Source organism: Enterococcus sp. AZ103 (assembly GCF_051714685.1).
GTDB lineage: Bacteria > Bacillota > Bacilli > Lactobacillales > Enterococcaceae > Enterococcus_A > Enterococcus_A alishanensis.
The window spans coordinates 880,110-897,589 of record NZ_JBIOSI010000002.1 but is presented as its reverse complement, the minus strand read 5'-3'; the positions used below and the strand labels follow the sequence as shown (position 1 = coordinate 897,589).

The following is a 17,480-nucleotide window of genomic DNA, read 5'->3' as shown; positions in this document are numbered from 1 at the left end:
AGTTTTTTACTTTAATTATCTGCTTTTCGTAAACGTTCAATAATCGGTTGTTTTGCGACAAAATAATAACTGATTAGAGGAATGAATATCCCTAAAATCACAAAAATTGGAAATACGATCAGGACTGGAACAATCGTAAATTGGTAACTAAAGAACCACAATACCTTTTCAATCGTCTGACTTAATAATGGTGCTGAAATCAAACATAATCCAAGTGAAACTAAAGCTGCACCGATAGTATAGTACAATCCTTCCCAAACCAACATTAGCTTTAATTGTTTTCCGGTCATTCCGACAGATTGTAAAACTGCAAATTCTCGCCTTCTTGCTAGAATCCCACTCAAAATAGCATTAATAAAATTAAGGATGCCTACTATTCCAATAATTAGACACAATACACCGCCTAATAAAGCAAACATATTCTTCATTGATTCAAATTCTTTAAGAAAAGTTTCTTTGCTTTCAAAATCTAACTGTGATTGTTCATTCTCAGTGAAATTTTGCAAATAATTGCTGATTTGTTGATTATCTCTTTTAGATGTATCAAAAGCAAAACTCATAATCCCATCAGAGTTTGAATCTGCTATGAAATTTTTGTCATCCAAAATAAATTGATTTCGACCATAAAATCGATAATCTAATGTATTAGGAATTGTCACCAGCGCTGCAACTTGATATTCAACATCACGATACTCTTTTGACCGTCTTTCCCACTTTCGTTCCTCAGGCTGATTGTCAAAAATTTCTCCAGTGTCAGGATCAAAGTATTCCCACTTATCGGTATAACGAATGGTAACTGTGCCTCCAACTTTAGCCCAATGACTGGCTTTTATAGGACTATCGTAATCATTTTTTTGATACACTGCTGCGATATATTTTTTTGTAGGATCTTTTATTTTTTGAAGATTACCCTTTACAGTAGTAAGTTGTCGCAAAATAAAATCTTCCATACCGTACATATACACATCATCAGCTAATAAGTCTCCTGATCTTTCACTACGATCGATGACAGTATCTAAGTCATGCTGATCGTAAAATAGTTGGTTATTTTTACGGAAGATATCTTCGCTAACAAATTGATGTATATCAGAAAGCACACCATCTTCAGAAGACTGACCGTAAATACGACCGCTATCTGTGATGCCTTTTTGTTGTTTAATTTCTTCGATAGCTTCTTCAGGAACAGTCATATCACTGGTCCAATAAGGTGTATTGACTTGAAAGTAACCAGCATCAGCTACGATATAATCGGTTGTCATTTTCCTCAAATATTTATCCATATCAAAGCCATTCACCAGAGTTGTTGTTAAATTTAGTAATACAACAGCCAAGGATAAAGAAATAACAGTGATAAGTGTCTTTAACCGATTTCTACCAAGATTGGCCCAGGCCATTTTTGCGATTGAAGCACCTTTAGTTGTTTTCCGAATTTTTTTATTTTTTCCGACGCCATCTGTGTAACGTATTGCTTCAACAGGGGAAACTTTAGCAGCTAACTTGCCCGGTCGCCGACAAGAAATAATGACCGTTCCAAAAGAAAAAATTGCCGAGAAAATAAAAATAAGAGGGCTAACAGAAATACTATCTATCGTTACATCATTTAAAATATTTAAAACTGCCGGGGTTAATTTAATTCCGATTAAATAACCAAGTATTAAACCAACTGGAATCCCAATACATGATAAAATAATCCCTTGTAATCGAATCAATCGTTTAATCTGACGTCCTGTCGTTCCAATTGTTTTTAGTAAGCCATAAAAACGAATATCATTAGTCACGGAAATCTGAAATACATTGTAAATAATCAAGTAGCTAGTGATCATAATCAATATTAACAATACGGCTATCGTAATAACAGCCATCGGATCCTGTTCAGAGATTGCTTTGGCGCCAGAATATCCCCAGTTTGTACCAGTAGCAATATAATTTGCTTTATTCTCATTTGTATTTTGAAAGTCTTGATCTTTTAAGACAGCTTTTATTTTATCACCAATACCTATACTATTCCGAAACATTACATCCATCGTCCACAGCGTAGTCAAACCATCATCGCCAATAGTTTGTAATTGATCAAAGATTTGACTAGCACGACTTTCAGGAATTAGGACATGGCTTGCGCTGCTTGCTTCGTCATATTTCCACCAACCAGACAAACTAAATGTTTGCGTTGTTTCCTTACCATCAACTAAAAATTTTAGTGTGAAACGCTCACCAATTTTTGGTTCTATTCCTAGTAATGATAATACTCTCGTATCTGTCGCAGCTTCATTCGTTCCTTCTTTAAGAAGTCGACCTTTTTCAGGAATACTAAAGGTCCATTTAGCATAATTTTGATCGCTATAACCGACCTCAACATGGGCTTTGTTAAAAGGGGCTTCTGTCGGTGAACCAACGAATTGACGCAGACCAAATTTTTTTATTTTTGAATCTTGTTGTAGCTGACCAATTTCATCTTTTGTAACATATTTGAAGCCTGCATGAGCATAACCACCAACTTGCCTGAAATTACTTTGTTGAAAAGCGTGATTGATGGAAGAGCCGATAGTGAACATCGTTGTAAACAAGATAGAAGTTAAAATAATCGCCAAGACAACGATCACATTGCGGCCTTTTTGACGGGTTAAACTGCGTAAACTAATTTTTCGAATAATTTTACGATTAGCAACTTTCATACTGGTCACCCCCCTATTGTTCCACTAACTGACCATCTTCGATCCGAAGAATCCGGTCAGCTAATTGGGCAATCTCTTCATTGTGGGTAATCATTACAATCGTTTGATTATACTTTTGATTGCTAACTTTCAACAAACCTAAAACATCTTGGCTAGTTTTTGAATCTAAATTTCCAGTAGGCTCATCAGCTAATAAAATGGCTGGTTGAGTAGACAAGGCCCTGGCAATTGCTACTCGTTGCTGTTGACCGCCTGATAAATGATTGGGTAAATTTTGTAATTTTGAAGTCAGACCTAACGTCTCAATAATACTATCAATATATTCAGCTTTAGGTGCATAGCCATCTAGTTGGCTTGGTAAAACAATATTTTCGTAAACGTTTAAAACCGGCACCAAATTATAATCTTGAAAAACAAAGCCAATCTTTCTCCGTCTAAAAATGATTAATGCTTCTTTTTTTAATTTAAAAATATCAACACCATCCACTTTGACACTCCCACTAGTTGGTTGATCCAATCCACCTAACATATGTAACAAAGTGGACTTCCCACTACCAGATGTACCAACGATTGCTACAAATTCTCCTTTAGTGATTGTCAGATTGACATCCTCCAACGCATGAACCATTGTATCGCCAGTCCCGTAAGTTTTTGTAAGTCCTCTTGTCCCTAAAATATTCATCTCTAAAACCCCCATAAAAAAAGTCTGTAAGTGCTTCTCTACACTTCAGACTTTAACAAATAAAACTTACCAGAATCTTTCTCCACTACAATAAAATCTAACAAGTTTGTAAGAATTACTTATTTCACTAAAAAAACTGAAAAAGTACTGCCTTCTTCAAGTTTTGAGTCAACTTTCAGATAAGCATTCTCGGCAGCTAAGATCTGCCTTGTTAGGTATAAACCAATCCCTACGCCTTCATTATCTGCCACCGAACTTGAACGATAAAAACGAGTAAATATTTGAGCCAATTCTTTTTCAGAAATTCCAATCCCAGTGTCTGTAATATCAATTCGGCAGAAAAATTCGTAGGCTGTCGTTTTTATCGTAATCTTCCCATCATCAGCTGTGTATTTGATGGCATTTTCAACAATATTCGCTAGCGCTTCAGTCGTCCACTTCTGATCGAAAATTGCTTCTTCCTGGGTATTTTCAAGAATGATTTGAATATTTTTTTGTTGCGCATTTTCGTTGAACTGTAATTGCACTTCTTTTAGCATTGGTAAAATTGCCGTCTTTTGCGGATGTAAAGCTAAAATTCCTGTTTCCAAACGAGACAATTTAATCAAAGTAGTAATTAAAAAGTTCAGTTTTTCAGTTTGCTGACTTATTTGTGTAAGATATTTTTGATTCTCGGTAGATAGGTCTGCTTGCTCTGCCAATAACTGCGAATACAATAATAAATTTGTCACAGGTGTCTTGGTCTGATGGGAAATATCAGAAATTAATCGCTTAATTTCCTCTTTTTCATGCGCCATTTGTTCCGTGGAACTGACCGAAGTAGCTAAATACTCTTTCATTTGACTTTCAATCGAAGACAATATGCTTTCATCATAATTAGCTTCATTAAATGTACCTTCTTTAGCTTTCACTAGCATTTGAGACAAGCGATTTAACATTTTTCTAAACCGCCATCGTTGCCAAAATAAAATTATGAGTAAGCAGATAATAATTACCATGCACCAAAACAATAGATTTAAAATCATTTATCCCACCGCCAACTATATCCAAGCCCATAAATTGTTTTTATTTCCTCCACCGCATCCAACTTGTCTCTGAGTCGCTTAATAGTCACCGACAAGGTATTGCCGTCAATAAATTCTTGCTCGTTGCCCCAAACTTGATCCAATAACTTTTCCCGCATAACGGTAATTCCACGATTTTCGATTAAAATCCGTAATAGTTTTTGCTCTGTTTTGCTTAGTTCAACAGACTGTTTATTTTTAGAAAAAATCATTTTATTAAAGTCAAAAACGAACTCATCCATCACAAATAATTCTTGTTTTTTCTCTTGCTTACGTCGCAATTGGGTGTTAACTCGCGCTCGCAAAACTGCCAGACTAAAAGGTTTGGTAATGTAGTCGTTGGCGCCATATTCTAAGCCTAAAACAATGTCCATTTCAGTATCATTAGCCGTCAACAATATCACGGGTATATTGAAACTATGTTTGATTTTTTTTAGAAATTCTAAGCCGTTACCATCAGGTAGATGAATATCTAGTAAAACTAAATCTATTCCTTGATTTATAAGAACAGTTTCAGCATCAGCTAAGTTGTTAGATTGAATTATTTGAATTTCCAAATTTTTTAAAGCAATTGATACACCTTCACTAAGCGCCCGATCATCTTCTACAATCAATATTTTGTCCATGTGATCTCAACTTTCATTTGATTCAATTATTATATCATGGAAATAATTTGATTATTTGACTGCTTTATATTTACCCAAAAAAGCCAAGAACCTATTTAAAGATCCTTGGTAATTAAAACTTAATTTGCTCTTTTCTTCCGATACCAAACAAATCCACCTAAAACAATCAACATTAATTTGGTTTTAATACCAGTTGCTTGGCTGGGTCACTGATGATGTTGACGTTCCAATTGTTGTCTATCTGTCCTTAGAATAGAACCACCTCGCACTGTTGCATTATATACAAAAAATTACTTCTTATGACTCTTCTGTATGTCTGCCTACATAATAAGGTTGCGTTCGACTATCTCTATTAACAATGCTTCTATTGAAAGTGTAACCAGCTAAAACTTTGCTTCGTACTGAGAACAATTCCCCAATTTCATCAGTGTAAGATTCTGTTTTAGCGAGTTCCATAACGGATCCATCTTGATATTTGACGATAAAAAAATTTTTTCACATTAGATTCTGGATTGATAATTTTCTCTGATTAAATCAATCGTATGATTTGAAGATTAGCTTTAAAAGTAAAAGGGACTGGCTTCTCAAAAACTTTGGTGTCATTTTCTGTCAGCGCATGAAAATAAACATAACCTTTAGTATTCTTTGTAGTAATAGTGTTATTTAAATTTACTTTACTATTAATGGTGCGAATCTACCAATGATCGACTTTAAGATAATGCAACCAGCAACAATAAAAAGTGCAGTTTTTGAATCATAGATAATGGGAATATTCCATTTGAACATTTGTACGACTGTAATTACCAACGGGATTACACCAAAAATGTAGCCCACAATTGTGAGAGGATGCATTGGAGCGTTACTTATAAACTTACCGATGGTCGGCATTATCATACACATTGCAAATCCGATTATGCCCAAAGTAATCACTGCTGTTCTTGGTCCGTTGATGAATAATATTTGTTTATTCGATAATCCCGCATAAACAATCAAACCGGTAATAATCCACTCCACTATCAATATTCCAATTCCCTTCATTATTTATCACTACTTAAATAGATTGCATTGAACTGTCTAATATGTTTTTCTAAAAAAATTAGGGCTTCATCATACTTTTCGGGCTGATTGTCGTATTTAGATAGCAATAAATAAAGAGGTGAATAAAACTGCACTGCCATAATCATTGGATCAACATCAAGATAAATTTCATCTTTTATTAAATTAGTAAATACACCTGATATATAATCTAAACCATTGTCTATTATCAATTCATGAAAAAATTTACCTGCTTCTGTTGTTCTATATTGCTCTATAGTTAGCATTCTACGTAATTGCGAACCATATTCTGTTTTGAGATAGAATTGGAACATTGTAATACTGATGCGGAATAATTCCTCTCTGAGATCATTTTCTTTTGAAAAGATATTGGTCATGCTCTCAGGAGGCATAAAAGTAGAAACTTCTTCTTGATAACGACGTTCGATATCTTTGAGAATTGAATCAAAAATGTCTTGCTTATTATTGTAATGTTTGTATATAGCGCTCTCTCGGATTCCGATTTCTTTTGATATGTCTCTAATGCCGACCCCATCATAGCCTTTTTCAGAAAATAACTTTAATGCAACTAATAGAATAACTTCCTTCGTATCCCGCGTTTTATTTTTTGGCATAATATCCTCCTCAAAAAATATAGTGATCGATCGTTCACCATTATTATAGTGAACAATCGATCACTTGTCAAAAAAAGAAATAAATTGACTTTCTCGAGTGATTTTTAAGTATTTAACCTTTTTGCTTATTAAGTCTATAATTTCTTAATTATCTGTAATAATCACATCAGAAGCTTTAATCTCTTCACCAAAAAATGGTTTTAAAGTTTCATCATATGCGGTTTCAAAAAAGCCATCTTTATCTAACTTAGTGATTTCTTTATTGGTCCATTTTAATAATGATTTATTACCTTTTTTGACTGCAGGATTAATTGTTGATACTTCCCCGATTTCTTTGATCCCTACTTCATAATCAGGATTATCTTTGACCCAAGCGTATAAATAAGTATTGTCATCTGCTAGTGCATCTGCTCGACCATCTGTTAATGCTTGGAATTGTTGACTTTTTGAGTCAAATTTTTCCAAGTTTACTTCTGGTTGTTCTTTTGTAAAATAAGTTTCGGCAGTGGTTCCTTTTGTGACGATTAAATCTTGGCCTTTTAATTGACTGGCTTTAGTAATAGCATCAGATTTTTTGGAAACAACACCAATCCCAACTTTCATGTATGGTTTAGCGAAATCAACTACTTTTTCCCGCTCTGGAGTTTTCGTGAAATTGGCCAAAACAATATCAACCTTATTTGATTTTAAAGCGTCGACTCGTTCTTCCGCGTTAACTGTGACAAATTCTACATCGTCTTCACTGCCGATTAAATCTTTTGCTAATTGTCTTGCCAGATAAACATCGTATCCTTGATGATTTCCTTCGTCATCTAAATAACCATACGGAGATAAGTCACCAAAAACGGCTACTCGTAATTTCCCACGCTTTTTAATAGCTGAAACAGAAGATTTATTCTCTGCTGCTTGGACTGGTTGATTGCTACTAATAATTAACGCTCCCAACGCAACTGTTGCTAAAACGGCACCTAAAAATTTCTTTTTCATATTTACATCCTACTTTCTTTTTTTATAATTTAGAGAAGTCGAGACTTCTTAAAAACGTAATCGCTCTTTCTGTTTGGGGATTTTCAAAAAATTCCTCAGTAGCGGCTTCTTCGACTATCTCCCCATCCGCCATAAAAATAATACGATCGCTAACTTGTTTAGCAAAAGCCATTTCATGGGTGACAATCAATAGCGTTTTGTCTGTTTCCGCAAGTTCCAAAATAACTTCTAACACTTCTCGGACATTTTCTGGATCCAACGACGCTGTTACTTCATCAAATAGCATCAAGCTAGGATTCATTACCAAACTACGGACAATTGCTACTCGTTGTTTTTGACCCCCAGAAAGTTGGCGGGGATAATCATTGGCCCGGTCTCTTAAACCTACACGATCTAGCCACTCCAAGGCTTCATTTTCAACCTCTGCTGCTTTTCTATTTTGAACTTTGACTGGGCCGACTTTGAGATTTTCTAAAACCGTTTTATTGGGGAATAAATCGTAGCTTTGAAAAACCATTCCGATTTCTGGTCGGACTTTCTGCCAATTTTTTTCTGTTAATAGTAATTGCTGATTTTTAAAAAATATTTCTCCTGAAGTAATGGTTTCTAGACCATTTAAACAGCGGAGTAAAGTACTTTTCCCACTGCCTGAGGGACCCAATATAGCCACTACTTCTCCTGGTTGGATAGTTAAATTAATTTCTGATAAAACTTCTTTATCGCCAAATTTTTTGACAATTTTATTTGCAGATAAAAGTGCTTCGGACATTAGCTGCTCCTTTCTAAATAACTGGCGAATTTACTTAAGGGATAGCATAAAATAAAATAAATACAAAAGATAATGCCATAAATCCACAGGCTTGCAGTAGGCACCTCAATCGTGTAGTTTTCAATAATTTGTTGACCTACTCGAATCATTTCCGTGACACCTATCATCATTAGTAAACTGGTGGTTTTTATCACTCGCGTGACTAAATTGATGGTGGCAGGAATAATAGTTTTTAATCCTTGCGGCAACAAAATCTCCTGATACAGTTGGATCCGATTAAAGCCAAGAGATTTCCCAATTTCAATTTGATTCTGACTGACATTTTCCAATGCACTACGAGTCAAATCACTCATTTCCGCCGATATCCATAAAACAAAAACCAAAATCGAGACGGTTTGATTTGATATTTGCCAATTAAACATTTCTGGCAATAAATAGTAGAAAAGAAATAATAAAACTAAAAGCGGTACAATTCGGAAAATTTCCAAATATAGTTTAAAGATAATTCGAATAAATGGATTGCGACTGGTTCGTATCATGCCAAAGACAATACCAATTGCTAGACCTAACACTAAAGAGATGGCCGAAATTTTTACAACTTCCCAAACACCACCTAACAATCTAGTAAAATTACTGCCTTGAAAAAGGAGTTCATACCCGGCGATTTTCATAGCCCACACTCCTCTCTAACAAATAAATAAGTAGTACAATCGGCAAAATAAGTACTGCATAACTTATGACTAGCATAAATAAAAATTCCCGAGTCATATAAAACATCCCAATTAAATCACGAGTCGTATTGGTCAAATCCATGATGGCAATCGCACTAAATACGGAAGTTTCTTTTAATAAGAAAATACAGTTAGCACCAATACTAGGTACTGCTAACGGCAATCCTTGCGGTAAAATAATTTCTTTCGTAAGTTGATACTGATTAAAGCCAATCGATTTTCCTGATTCAATTTGAATTTTCGGTACATACTCAAAACTACTACGGAAAGACTCCGCCATGTAGGCCGCACCTAAAAAAGTTAAACCGATAATGGCTGCCACATTTTTATCAATCGGTAAACCAATTTTTGGTAGTCCATAATATAGAAAGAAAATTTGAATTAGCAATGGTGTATTCCGGGATAATTCTGTATACATGATTGCTAATCGATTGATTAGGGGGACTTTAAAATAGCGAACCAAGGCAATCAAAAAACCGATAATAATAGATAGAACAATTCCCGCCAAACCCAACCCAAGCGTGATTTTCATAGCTGTCACATATTGGGGGATATTTTCTTTAATAATTGCAAAATCCATTTGTTCCTCCTTCCAATAAAAAAATCTCTTTGCCATCATTGACAAAGAGACGAATTTTCGCTAAACCACTCTTGTATAATATATACCTCGACCACTCCAAACGAAGTGCGGTCAGTTAACGGTGACTACCGTCTAAAAAGCGTCAACTATTTAGAAAACTCCGAGCTCATCTTCACTCAAAAAATCTCTATCCTCTTTCTCACCTGCCGAGGTCTCTGTTATGGGCTTTTTTAAGTTACTCTTCTCTTCAACATTTTTAATTATTTACTAATCATATTATAATCCTAAGAAAACTTTTGTCAAACTTAAAAATAACTCATCTATAAGTAAAATTAGCTTTTTTTTAGCTGTTTTATCGAATTATAAAAAACACCTATGTCTATCTATAAGATAAATCAATAGATAGAATTTCTTTTATTTCTGAAATGAATTCAATCGCTGCAGAACTTTTCTTACGTTGCGAATTAGTCACTGCAATCAATTGATGAGTTAAACTATCGCCAAAAGGTTTTAAAATAATTTCTTTTTTGATGAAACCTGCTACTATTCCTAAACCAGACGCATATGCATCAGACTCTGCTAAAAGATTCATCAACGTTCCACGATCATTTGTATATAGATTAATCTGATTCTTATTGATTTCTAGCGGATCTTCATCAAAATGACTAAATCCTTGTTCTTCTTGAATAAAACGCACTTGTGGAAACTCTTTTAAATCATTAGACTGAATGGTTTTCTTAGTACTCAATGGATGGTCCCGGCGTAAAAAAATCTGGGTTTTAAATTCACCAAGGACTTCGTAAGATAGCTTTTCTTGTTTAAAATATCTAGTTAAGGTTTGCTGGTTTTTCTGATCTAAGTAGATAATCCCTACCTCACTTTCAAAATCCCGTAAGCTTTCTAAAATTCTCTTAGTGGTCGTCTCGATTAATTGAAAACTTTGAATCTCTTGTTGAAACTTGTTGGTTACTTTCAAAAATGGTTGAGATAAAAAATCGTAATGCTGACTGGCCACAATAAAACTTTTCTGTTTCTCTCCTTGGTAATGATTTTCTAGCATTGAAACTTGCGCTAAAATACGATGGGCATAAACTAAAAAATCACTGCCTTCTTCAGTCAGCAATACCCCAGACTTAGAGCGAGTAAACAATGAAATCCCTAATTCACCTTCTAAATCTTTGACTGCACTGGATAAACTTGGTTGGGTCACAAATAAATCTTTGGCGGCTTGGCTAAAGCTACCAGCTTTAGCAATTTGAATCACGTATCGACAATGTTGTAAATTCATTTTATTTACTCCTATTCAAATACTTTTAAGGCTTCGATTAAATCAGCTATCAAATCATCACTATCTTCAATTCCTACTGATAAGCGCAATAAATCTGCAGTTAACCCGTAGGATTCTCGCAATTCTTGCGGAATGTCGGCGTGAGTTTGAGTGGTTGGATAAGTAATCAAGCTTTCTACACCGCCAAGACTTTCCGCGTAAGTAATTACTGCTAATTTTTGTAGAAATTGACTGATTTTATTCTCATCTGCCACTTTAAAACTGATCATCGCACCTTTATCAGGATAAATCAGCGCTTTTAAATGTTTGACTTTAGCTAGTGCTTGGGCAACTTTTTTTGCATTTTTTTCTTGTTCTTCAAAACGTAATTTAAAAGTTTTTAAACTGCGAATAAACAGCCAGGCATCGAAACTTGATAAAGTGGGGCCTGTCGTATTGGATAGCCAGGTCAATTTTTCTGCTAATTCACTAGATTTACTGATGATTACCCCCGCCAAAATATCATTGTGTCCAGTTAAAAATTTGGTTCCCGAGTGAAGAACGATATCAGCACCTAAATCCAATGGACGTTGCCCTAATGGTGTTAAAAATGTATTGTCCACAATCAATGGCGCATCATTTTCGTGAGCTAGAGCAGCAACTTTGGCAATCGATACTTCTTGCATTAATGGATTCGTCGGTGTTTCCAAAAAAACAGCCGTAATAGCCGGTGAAATTTGTTTTTCAAAACTTTCTAAATCATCAAAATAATGGAAAGAAGCAACTTTCCGCTCAGCCAGATCTTCAAAATAACGGTAGCTACCACCATATAGATCCCGGGAAACTAAAAATTGACTACCATTTGGAAATAAATTAAAAATTAATTGAATTGCCGCCATACCTGAGCTAGTGACAACTGCACCGGCACCGTTTTCTAATTCGGCTAGACCACTTTCTAAAATATCACGGGTAGGATTTTTCGTACGGGTATAATCAAATCCTGTACTTTCTCCAAGTTTTGGATGAGCAAAAGTAGTTGATAAATAGATGGGTGCACTAATAGCACCTGTTTGTTGATCTGATTTGTTGCCGATTTGGGCTAATTGAGTGGCTAATTTAAATTTTGTCATGATTGTCTACTCCTTTTTTTAGCTGATCTACCACGATTAATCTGTCGACAGCAATTTTGATATTTTTAGGTGAAGTAGCTAAATTAATTCGGATACAGCTTTTACAATCTTCAGAAAACCACTCTCCGTAATCAATCGCCAATTGTGCTTTATCTTGAATATAATATTTGACTTTTTCTGTAGGAATCCACTGACTTAAATCTAGCCACAAAAGATAGGTCCCTTGTAACTCACCCACAAAAATTTCAGGAATTTCAGTTTGCAAACGGTCTTTAACATAATGATAATTTTCTTCAATCACACCTAAAAATGCTTGCAGCCACTCGTCTCCAGTTTGATAAGCGGTTTTGGCTGCCAATTGTCCTAACGAACTGTTTTCCGTTTGTTTATTTCTACTGGACCACTCTGCGAAAATTTCTCGGTTATTTTTGCTGGGAATCCAGATGTGGGCATTTAATAAAGTCGCCATGTTAAAAGTTTTCGACGGTGCATTGCAAACAATTAACGATTCCAAGTTGCTAGCTGCCGTAATAGCCGAGGTAAACTGTTGATTGGATAAAATTAAATCTGAATGAATCTCATCAGCAATGACTAACACTTGATATTTCTCACAAATTGCCAAAACTTTTTCTAGTTCCTCTCTTTGCCAAACCCGTCCAACAGGATTATGAGGAGAACAGAGAATAAATAATTTTACTTTGTTGTCCCGAATTTTTGTTTCAAAATCAGCGAAATCAATTTGATAAATCCCATCATTTAAAATCAAGGGATTTGTTACCAAACTTCTTTTTTTGTCGCTAATCGCATGATAGAACGGATAATAGACTGGCGGCTGAACCAAAACAGCATCTCCCTCTTCAGTAAAGCAATCAATTAAATCGTATAGCGCTTGAACAACACCCGTTGAAAAATGTAACCACTCAGCTTGAAATTGTGTTCCCGCGTGACGTTTTTGCCAACCATCATAAGCTTTAAAATAATCTACTGGTACGGTTGAATAACCAAAAATACCATGGGCAATACGCTCACTTAAAACATTTTTTACCGTTTCCGGTACTGAAAATTCAGTGTCTGCTACCCATAAAGGTAATAAATCAGCATCTCCGTATCGTTCTTGTAAAGCATCAACCTTCAACGAATTGGTATTATTTCGTTCTGTATAATAAGTCTCAATAAATTCTGCTGTGTTCATTTTTACTGCCACCTTTCAAATTTTAAATAAAAAAAAACGCCCCTTTGTCATCATAGACAAAGGGACGAAATAATCCGTGTTACCACCCAAATTTGTATTATAAAAATACCTCAGCCGTTCCAAATGAAACGCGGTGAAATATCGGTCACAACCGTCTAACAAGCGTGAACTTGCTAAAAACTCAGAGCTCATCTTCACCGACTACTCACAATACCCTTTCTCACCAACCGGGCTCTCTTTGCTTGCCTTTCATCTGCTACTCTTCTCTTCAACGTTTATTATTTAATGAAATTATAATCTTATTCCCATCTTTGTCAAGAGAAATTATTGGAAGGATTCTTGCATTCTTTTGATAAATCCATCAACTACCGCCGAATTCACACGATGTTTTTTCCAAACAAAGACGCTATAGGTAGAGATTGGAGGATCCAATGGTATAAATTTTGTAGTTCCTGTACGATGATGTAATTCTACGCCACTAATCCCAAAAGCTGCACCAATATGATTTTCAACTAAAGAAAAAACATTAAAACTCAAATTAAAATTCCCGCGAATGTTCAGTTCATCAATCGTTGTCCCCGCCCAATCGGCTAATAATTTTTGCGGCTCCGGTCTTTGTGGCATAATTAAAGGCAGACCAATAATATCTTTAGGTTTTAAAACTTTATTTTGACTGATAAAGGCGGTCTGATCTACCCAAATACCCCAAACTTCTTTTCGCGGTAACGGCAAGCGGTGATATTTTTCTGTCGGTACTGGTTCAATTAAAATGGCGACATCTAACAAACCTGCATCTAATTTATCACTGATTTCATCACTGGTATTACTGAAAATATTAAAAGTGACTTGCGGATAATCAGATAAAAATTCCTCAAGTATCATTGCCAAAGTATCTGAATTATCGCCTTCGATACACCCAATACTAATATGTCCACTAAATAATTCTTGTCGTTGATGTAAAAATTCTTGTTCTGTTCGTTCAGTTAACTCAATGATTTCTTCTGCCCGCTGTTTCAAATAGCGACCTGCATCAGTTAATATTAAACGTTTATTTTCGCGGATAAATAAAGGCGTCGCTAATTCTTCTTCCATTTCTTTTAGCTGACGACTTAAAGTTGGTTGTGTAATATGTAAGGCTTGCGCCGCTTTGGTGATATTGCCATATTCGGCAATTGTCCAAAAATAACGATAACTTCTTAATTCCATTTTTTTCTCCCAAACAGTTTCTTTTTATTATAAAGAAAAAATCACTAGAAAGACAAGCTTTCTAGTGACTATTTGTTAAACTGTTTTTTTATTGCGACGATACAAACCATAGCCTGATGCAAAAATCAGAATAATACCAATTCCAGCATAGGCTGCGACTTCTTCGTTGGTTTTTGGCAAAATACTATATGGTTTTTGTTGATTATTTTTTGGAGTTGTATCTAATAAAAGCAGATCGTTTTTCTTCTCTTCTTCTGGTTGCAACATTTCCCGATAATTCGCTTCAGAAATCGAGATAATGCGACTGTTTGCAAACTCTTTATCGTACGCTTCTAAATCTAATTCAGGTGTTTTCAAATAATTAGCTAAAATAGTAGTTAAAGTTGGGCCAACTTCTTTTTCACCATTTAAAGTTGTAAAGTCGGAAGTCAACGAATCATTGATAGCCATTCTATATTCTTTATCGCCTTTTAATGCTTCGAATTTTTTACTATCTTGATTATACACTTCAATTGCTAACACACGATCCCCAACAATATTTTTTCCAGTTGTGTTATCTGGATTTGATGCCAATACGGTCGCCGTTTTATTTGTGTCATAATACATCCGAATCGAGTTAGAAATCTGTAGGAAATGATGATTAACACTTAGCTTTGGTTGTCCATAATCATCTAAAATAACTGATCCTGAAACATTTTTTTGCACATCTGCTGCTAGGGCTAACTCAAACATTTCTTGAACTTGTGCACCTCTTACTTTAATTTGTGAAATATTTATTTCTTCCGGTAAAACAGCTTTGATATTATTGGCAGTTACCTGACCTTTTTCAATGCTTGCTTGAATATTGTCACTACTAATCACCGCAAAATCAGAAACTCCGCCAGTAAAGCCGGTCTGCCCATAATTGAGCATCGCATCACCGATTAGATTTCCTAGATTAGTTTCTCTGGTGCTAATATTTTCTCTTATACCATTGAACAAATAAGGATTACTTTTTAAGATAATTTCATCTACCACTGGTGTCACACCAGCATCAATCACATCTTGCTTAGTAATAGCTTTAACATTCGGTGTGCGCCCATCTTCTGAATTTTGGACGGTAATTTTACCACTATTGACTAATTCAATCGCTGCATTGCGCCAATCTGAATCAAAATTATAACCAATTACTTCCCAGTTTTTTTCAATTTCGGTTTCAGGTGAAATAACTTTTTCATTTTTGATATATTCGGTTATTAATCCTCGCAAGGTTTCGGGATCAGTCGATACTAATGGGGCTTCAGTTACAATTCCCGCTGCTAGTAAGCCTTCATAGCGATAATTATTCATGGCAATCGAATAATTCGCTGCAGGATCGATCGCTTTTCCTGCTATTGTTGGATTAATAATTCGGCTACCTGTTCCTTTGGAAATATCAATTTTATAATCAATTCCTGAAAAAATGTCATAATTATAGACGCGAATATCTTTATTAAAACTGATGGTTAAGTCATCTTCTTCAGGCGTATTGTAATAAGCGGCTTGATTTTCCATGTATTTCAATAAATTTGCACCAGTAATATTCACGCTAACTAATGTATTAGGATATTTATAAATATCAAAAACATTGGAATAAGTCAAATCTCCTGCCGGCAAGGCACTATCACTTTTAAATAAAGCAGAAGCCGCCAATTGAGCGCCCGTCGCTTCTCTTTGTACATTATTAATCAAAGAAATCATGGCTGTTGGTTGTAGTTGTGCTTCAGGAATCCCCTTAACTGTTTGTGGCGGTAAGAAATCTCCTGTAGCTTTCCCAATCACAGCAGAGATATAAGCTTCTGTAGTCTCGTGATATTCTTTGGTTGCATCTTTTAATTTTTCGTCAGCAGGTTCTGTGGTTGTATCAACAATTTTTGCTTCACTATTTGAAACTTGCCAGTCATCTTGATTCTTTTCTACATTCAGATCAATTTGAATCATTTCTGTCCCAGTATCTTTCGGTCCTGCTACTGGCACTTCACCATTTGGTCCAGCAACTTTTAATGCATAAGAACTATGGTCATGGCCTAAGATATAAGCATCGATACCAGAAACATTTTTTATTACTTCATCTGCAGCCGCCGCCGGATCGGTATCTTGCCGACCAGCATGGATTGAAGCTACCACAATATCAGCACCTTGCTCTTCTAGTTCTTTAACTGATTTTTCAGCTTCGCTTTTTAAAGGTTTAAAATCTAAACTTTCAACTTTTGCGCCATCCCATTTCGGAATATGAGGCGTCACTAAACCTAAAATTCCCACTTTTAAATCTATTTGATTATCGCCATCAAAATCTATTTCTTTTATCGTTGTACCATTTACAAAGCGCGTGTTCGTCCCTTTTTGATAAATATTTCCTGCTAGAATAGGAAATTCTGCTTCTTTTTGAATTTTATTGATTAAACTTAAACCGAAATTAAACTCGTGATTTCCTAGAGTCATAGAATCATAACCGATATAATTCATGGCTTTAATCATCGGATTTGGTTCTGAAAATTTGTCTTTATTATAAATATCATCAGTCATAATCGTGCCTTGAGTCATATCACCATTATCGATTAATACCACACCATTTGTATTTTCTTTACGAATTTTATTTACTGTGCTACTTACTTGAGATAAGCCTACAGGTACTTCTTTATTGTCTTCGTAAGACCAATCCCATAATTGACCATGAACGTCTGACGTACCTAAAATCGTCAACTTTCCATTACTTACTGCCGCTTCAGCTACCTGAGCCCCTTGACCTTGGTAAATAATTCCACCTACAAATAATAATATCCCTGTTGTAAACGTCATTCCTAATTTAAAATTATTTTTCATTTTCTTCAAAAAAAATCCCCCTGACAATATTTTTTGTCTAAAATAAGAATACCAATTTCCTGC

The 17,480-nt window shown here is 35.1% G+C and carries 14 protein-coding genes, 2 pseudogenes and 1 other annotated feature; all 16 genes and pseudogenes read right to left on the bottom strand.

Annotation, left to right across the window (positions count from 1 at the left end; genetic code table 11):
• Nucleotides 1-11: 11 nt before the first annotated feature.
• Nucleotides 12-2,672, bottom strand: coding sequence for an ABC transporter permease (locus ID741_RS19010; RefSeq protein WP_438721208.1), 2,661 nt, complete (start codon nt 2,670-2,672; stop codon nt 12-14).
• Nucleotides 2,673-2,685: 13 nt separating this feature from the next.
• Nucleotides 2,686-3,354: an ABC transporter ATP-binding protein gene (locus ID741_RS19005; protein WP_438721207.1), complete on the bottom strand. Its 669-nt coding sequence runs from the start codon at nt 3,352-3,354 to the stop codon at nt 2,686-2,688.
• 119 nt (nt 3,355-3,473) lie between these two features.
• The gene (locus ID741_RS19000; RefSeq protein WP_438721206.1) at nt 3,474-4,379 is read right to left on the bottom strand and encodes a sensor histidine kinase; all 906 of its coding nucleotides are present in this window, start codon (nt 4,377-4,379) and stop codon (nt 3,474-3,476) included.
• Nucleotides 4,376-5,044, bottom strand: coding sequence for a response regulator transcription factor (locus ID741_RS18995; RefSeq protein WP_218326017.1), 669 nt, complete (start codon nt 5,042-5,044; stop codon nt 4,376-4,378). The genes ID741_RS19000 and ID741_RS18995 overlap by 4 nt, the downstream gene beginning before the upstream one ends.
• 669 nt (nt 5,045-5,713) lie before the next feature.
• Nucleotides 5,714-6,082: a hypothetical protein gene (locus ID741_RS18990; RefSeq protein ID WP_246601462.1), complete on the bottom strand. Its 369-nt coding sequence runs from the start codon at nt 6,080-6,082 to the stop codon at nt 5,714-5,716.
• Nucleotides 6,082-6,714 carry a TetR/AcrR family transcriptional regulator gene (locus tag ID741_RS18985; protein ID WP_218326018.1) on the bottom strand — a complete coding sequence of 211 codons (633 nt, stop codon included), beginning with the start codon at nt 6,712-6,714 and terminating at the stop codon, nt 6,082-6,084. Before ID741_RS18985 ends, ID741_RS18990 begins: the two co-directional genes overlap by 1 nt.
• A gap of 144 nt (nt 6,715-6,858) precedes the next feature.
• The gene (locus tag ID741_RS18980) at nt 6,859-7,701 is read right to left on the bottom strand and encodes a transporter substrate-binding domain-containing protein (protein WP_218326019.1); all 843 of its coding nucleotides are present in this window, start codon (nt 7,699-7,701) and stop codon (nt 6,859-6,861) included.
• A 22-nt stretch (nt 7,702-7,723) separates the two neighbouring features.
• The gene (locus ID741_RS18975; protein WP_438721205.1) at nt 7,724-8,470 is read right to left on the bottom strand and encodes an amino acid ABC transporter ATP-binding protein; all 747 of its coding nucleotides are present in this window, start codon (nt 8,468-8,470) and stop codon (nt 7,724-7,726) included.
• Nucleotides 8,470-9,141 (bottom strand): amino acid ABC transporter permease, encoded by a 672-nt coding sequence (locus ID741_RS18970; RefSeq protein ID WP_438721204.1) that lies wholly within the window; start codon nt 9,139-9,141, stop codon nt 8,470-8,472. Before ID741_RS18970 ends, ID741_RS18975 begins: the two co-directional genes overlap by 1 nt.
• Nucleotides 9,122-9,781 carry an amino acid ABC transporter permease gene (locus tag ID741_RS18965; RefSeq protein ID WP_218326022.1) on the bottom strand — a complete coding sequence of 220 codons (660 nt, stop codon included), beginning with the start codon at nt 9,779-9,781 and terminating at the stop codon, nt 9,122-9,124. Before ID741_RS18965 ends, ID741_RS18970 begins: the two co-directional genes overlap by 20 nt.
• A 379-nt stretch (nt 9,782-10,160) precedes the next feature.
• On the bottom strand, nt 10,161-11,069 hold the full coding sequence (locus tag ID741_RS18960) for a LysR family transcriptional regulator (RefSeq protein WP_438721203.1): 909 nt from the start codon (nt 11,067-11,069) through the stop codon (nt 10,161-10,163).
• Nucleotides 11,070-11,080: 11 nt separating this feature from the next.
• Entirely contained in the window at nt 11,081-12,178 is a 1,098-nt protein-coding gene (locus ID741_RS18955) for an aminotransferase class I/II-fold pyridoxal phosphate-dependent enzyme (protein ID WP_438721202.1), read from the bottom strand.
• The gene (locus ID741_RS18950; RefSeq protein WP_438721201.1) at nt 12,165-13,370 is read right to left on the bottom strand and encodes a MalY/PatB family protein; all 1,206 of its coding nucleotides are present in this window, start codon (nt 13,368-13,370) and stop codon (nt 12,165-12,167) included. Before ID741_RS18950 ends, ID741_RS18955 begins: the two co-directional genes overlap by 14 nt.
• A 57-nt stretch (nt 13,371-13,427) precedes the next feature.
• Nucleotides 13,428-13,651, bottom strand: a binding site (T-box leader).
• Between the two features lie 43 nt (nt 13,652-13,694).
• Entirely contained in the window at nt 13,695-14,576 is an 882-nt protein-coding gene (locus ID741_RS18945) for a LysR family transcriptional regulator (protein WP_218326026.1), read from the bottom strand.
• A 75-nt stretch (nt 14,577-14,651) separates the two neighbouring features.
• Nucleotides 14,652-15,539: pseudogene (locus ID741_RS18940) on the bottom strand (5'-nucleotidase C-terminal domain-containing protein); the annotation flags it as partial.
• 63 nt (nt 15,540-15,602) lie between these two features.
• Nucleotides 15,603-17,300: pseudogene (locus tag ID741_RS18935) on the bottom strand (bifunctional metallophosphatase/5'-nucleotidase); the annotation flags it as partial.
• Nucleotides 17,301-17,480 lie beyond the last annotated feature (180 nt).

Excerpts from the sequence above, each read along its gene's own strand:
- ID741_RS19000 (WP_438721206.1), bottom strand. The coding sequence starts at position 4,379 with ATGATTTTAAATCTATTGTTTTGGTGCATGGTAATTATTATCTGCTTA.
- ID741_RS18950 (WP_438721201.1), bottom strand. The coding sequence starts at position 13,370 with ATGAACACAGCAGAATTTATTGAGACTTATTATACAGAACGAAATAAT.
- ID741_RS18965 (WP_218326022.1), bottom strand. The coding sequence starts at position 9,781 with ATGGATTTTGCAATTATTAAAGAAAATATCCCCCAATATGTGACAGCT.
- ID741_RS18955 (WP_438721202.1), bottom strand. The coding sequence starts at position 12,178 with ATGACAAAATTTAAATTAGCCACTCAATTAGCCCAAATCGGCAACAAA.
- ID741_RS18990 (WP_246601462.1), bottom strand. The coding sequence starts at position 6,082 with ATGAAGGGAATTGGAATATTGATAGTGGAGTGGATTATTACCGGTTTG.
- ID741_RS18970 (WP_438721204.1), bottom strand. The coding sequence starts at position 9,141 with ATGAAAATCGCCGGGTATGAACTCCTTTTTCAAGGCAGTAATTTTACT.
- ID741_RS18980 (WP_218326019.1), bottom strand. The coding sequence starts at position 7,701 with ATGAAAAAGAAATTTTTAGGTGCCGTTTTAGCAACAGTTGCGTTGGGA.
- ID741_RS18995 (WP_218326017.1), bottom strand. The coding sequence starts at position 5,044 with ATGGACAAAATATTGATTGTAGAAGATGATCGGGCGCTTAGTGAAGGT.
- ID741_RS18945 (WP_218326026.1), bottom strand. The coding sequence starts at position 14,576 with ATGGAATTAAGAAGTTATCGTTATTTTTGGACAATTGCCGAATATGGC.
- ID741_RS18985 (WP_218326018.1), bottom strand. The coding sequence starts at position 6,714 with ATGCCAAAAAATAAAACGCGGGATACGAAGGAAGTTATTCTATTAGTT.
- ID741_RS18975 (WP_438721205.1), bottom strand. The coding sequence starts at position 8,470 with ATGTCCGAAGCACTTTTATCTGCAAATAAAATTGTCAAAAAATTTGGC.
- ID741_RS19010 (WP_438721208.1), bottom strand. The coding sequence starts at position 2,672 with ATGAAAGTTGCTAATCGTAAAATTATTCGAAAAATTAGTTTACGCAGT.
- ID741_RS18960 (WP_438721203.1), bottom strand. The coding sequence starts at position 11,069 with ATGAATTTACAACATTGTCGATACGTGATTCAAATTGCTAAAGCTGGT.
- ID741_RS19005 (WP_438721207.1), bottom strand. The coding sequence starts at position 3,354 with ATGAATATTTTAGGGACAAGAGGACTTACAAAAACTTACGGGACTGGC.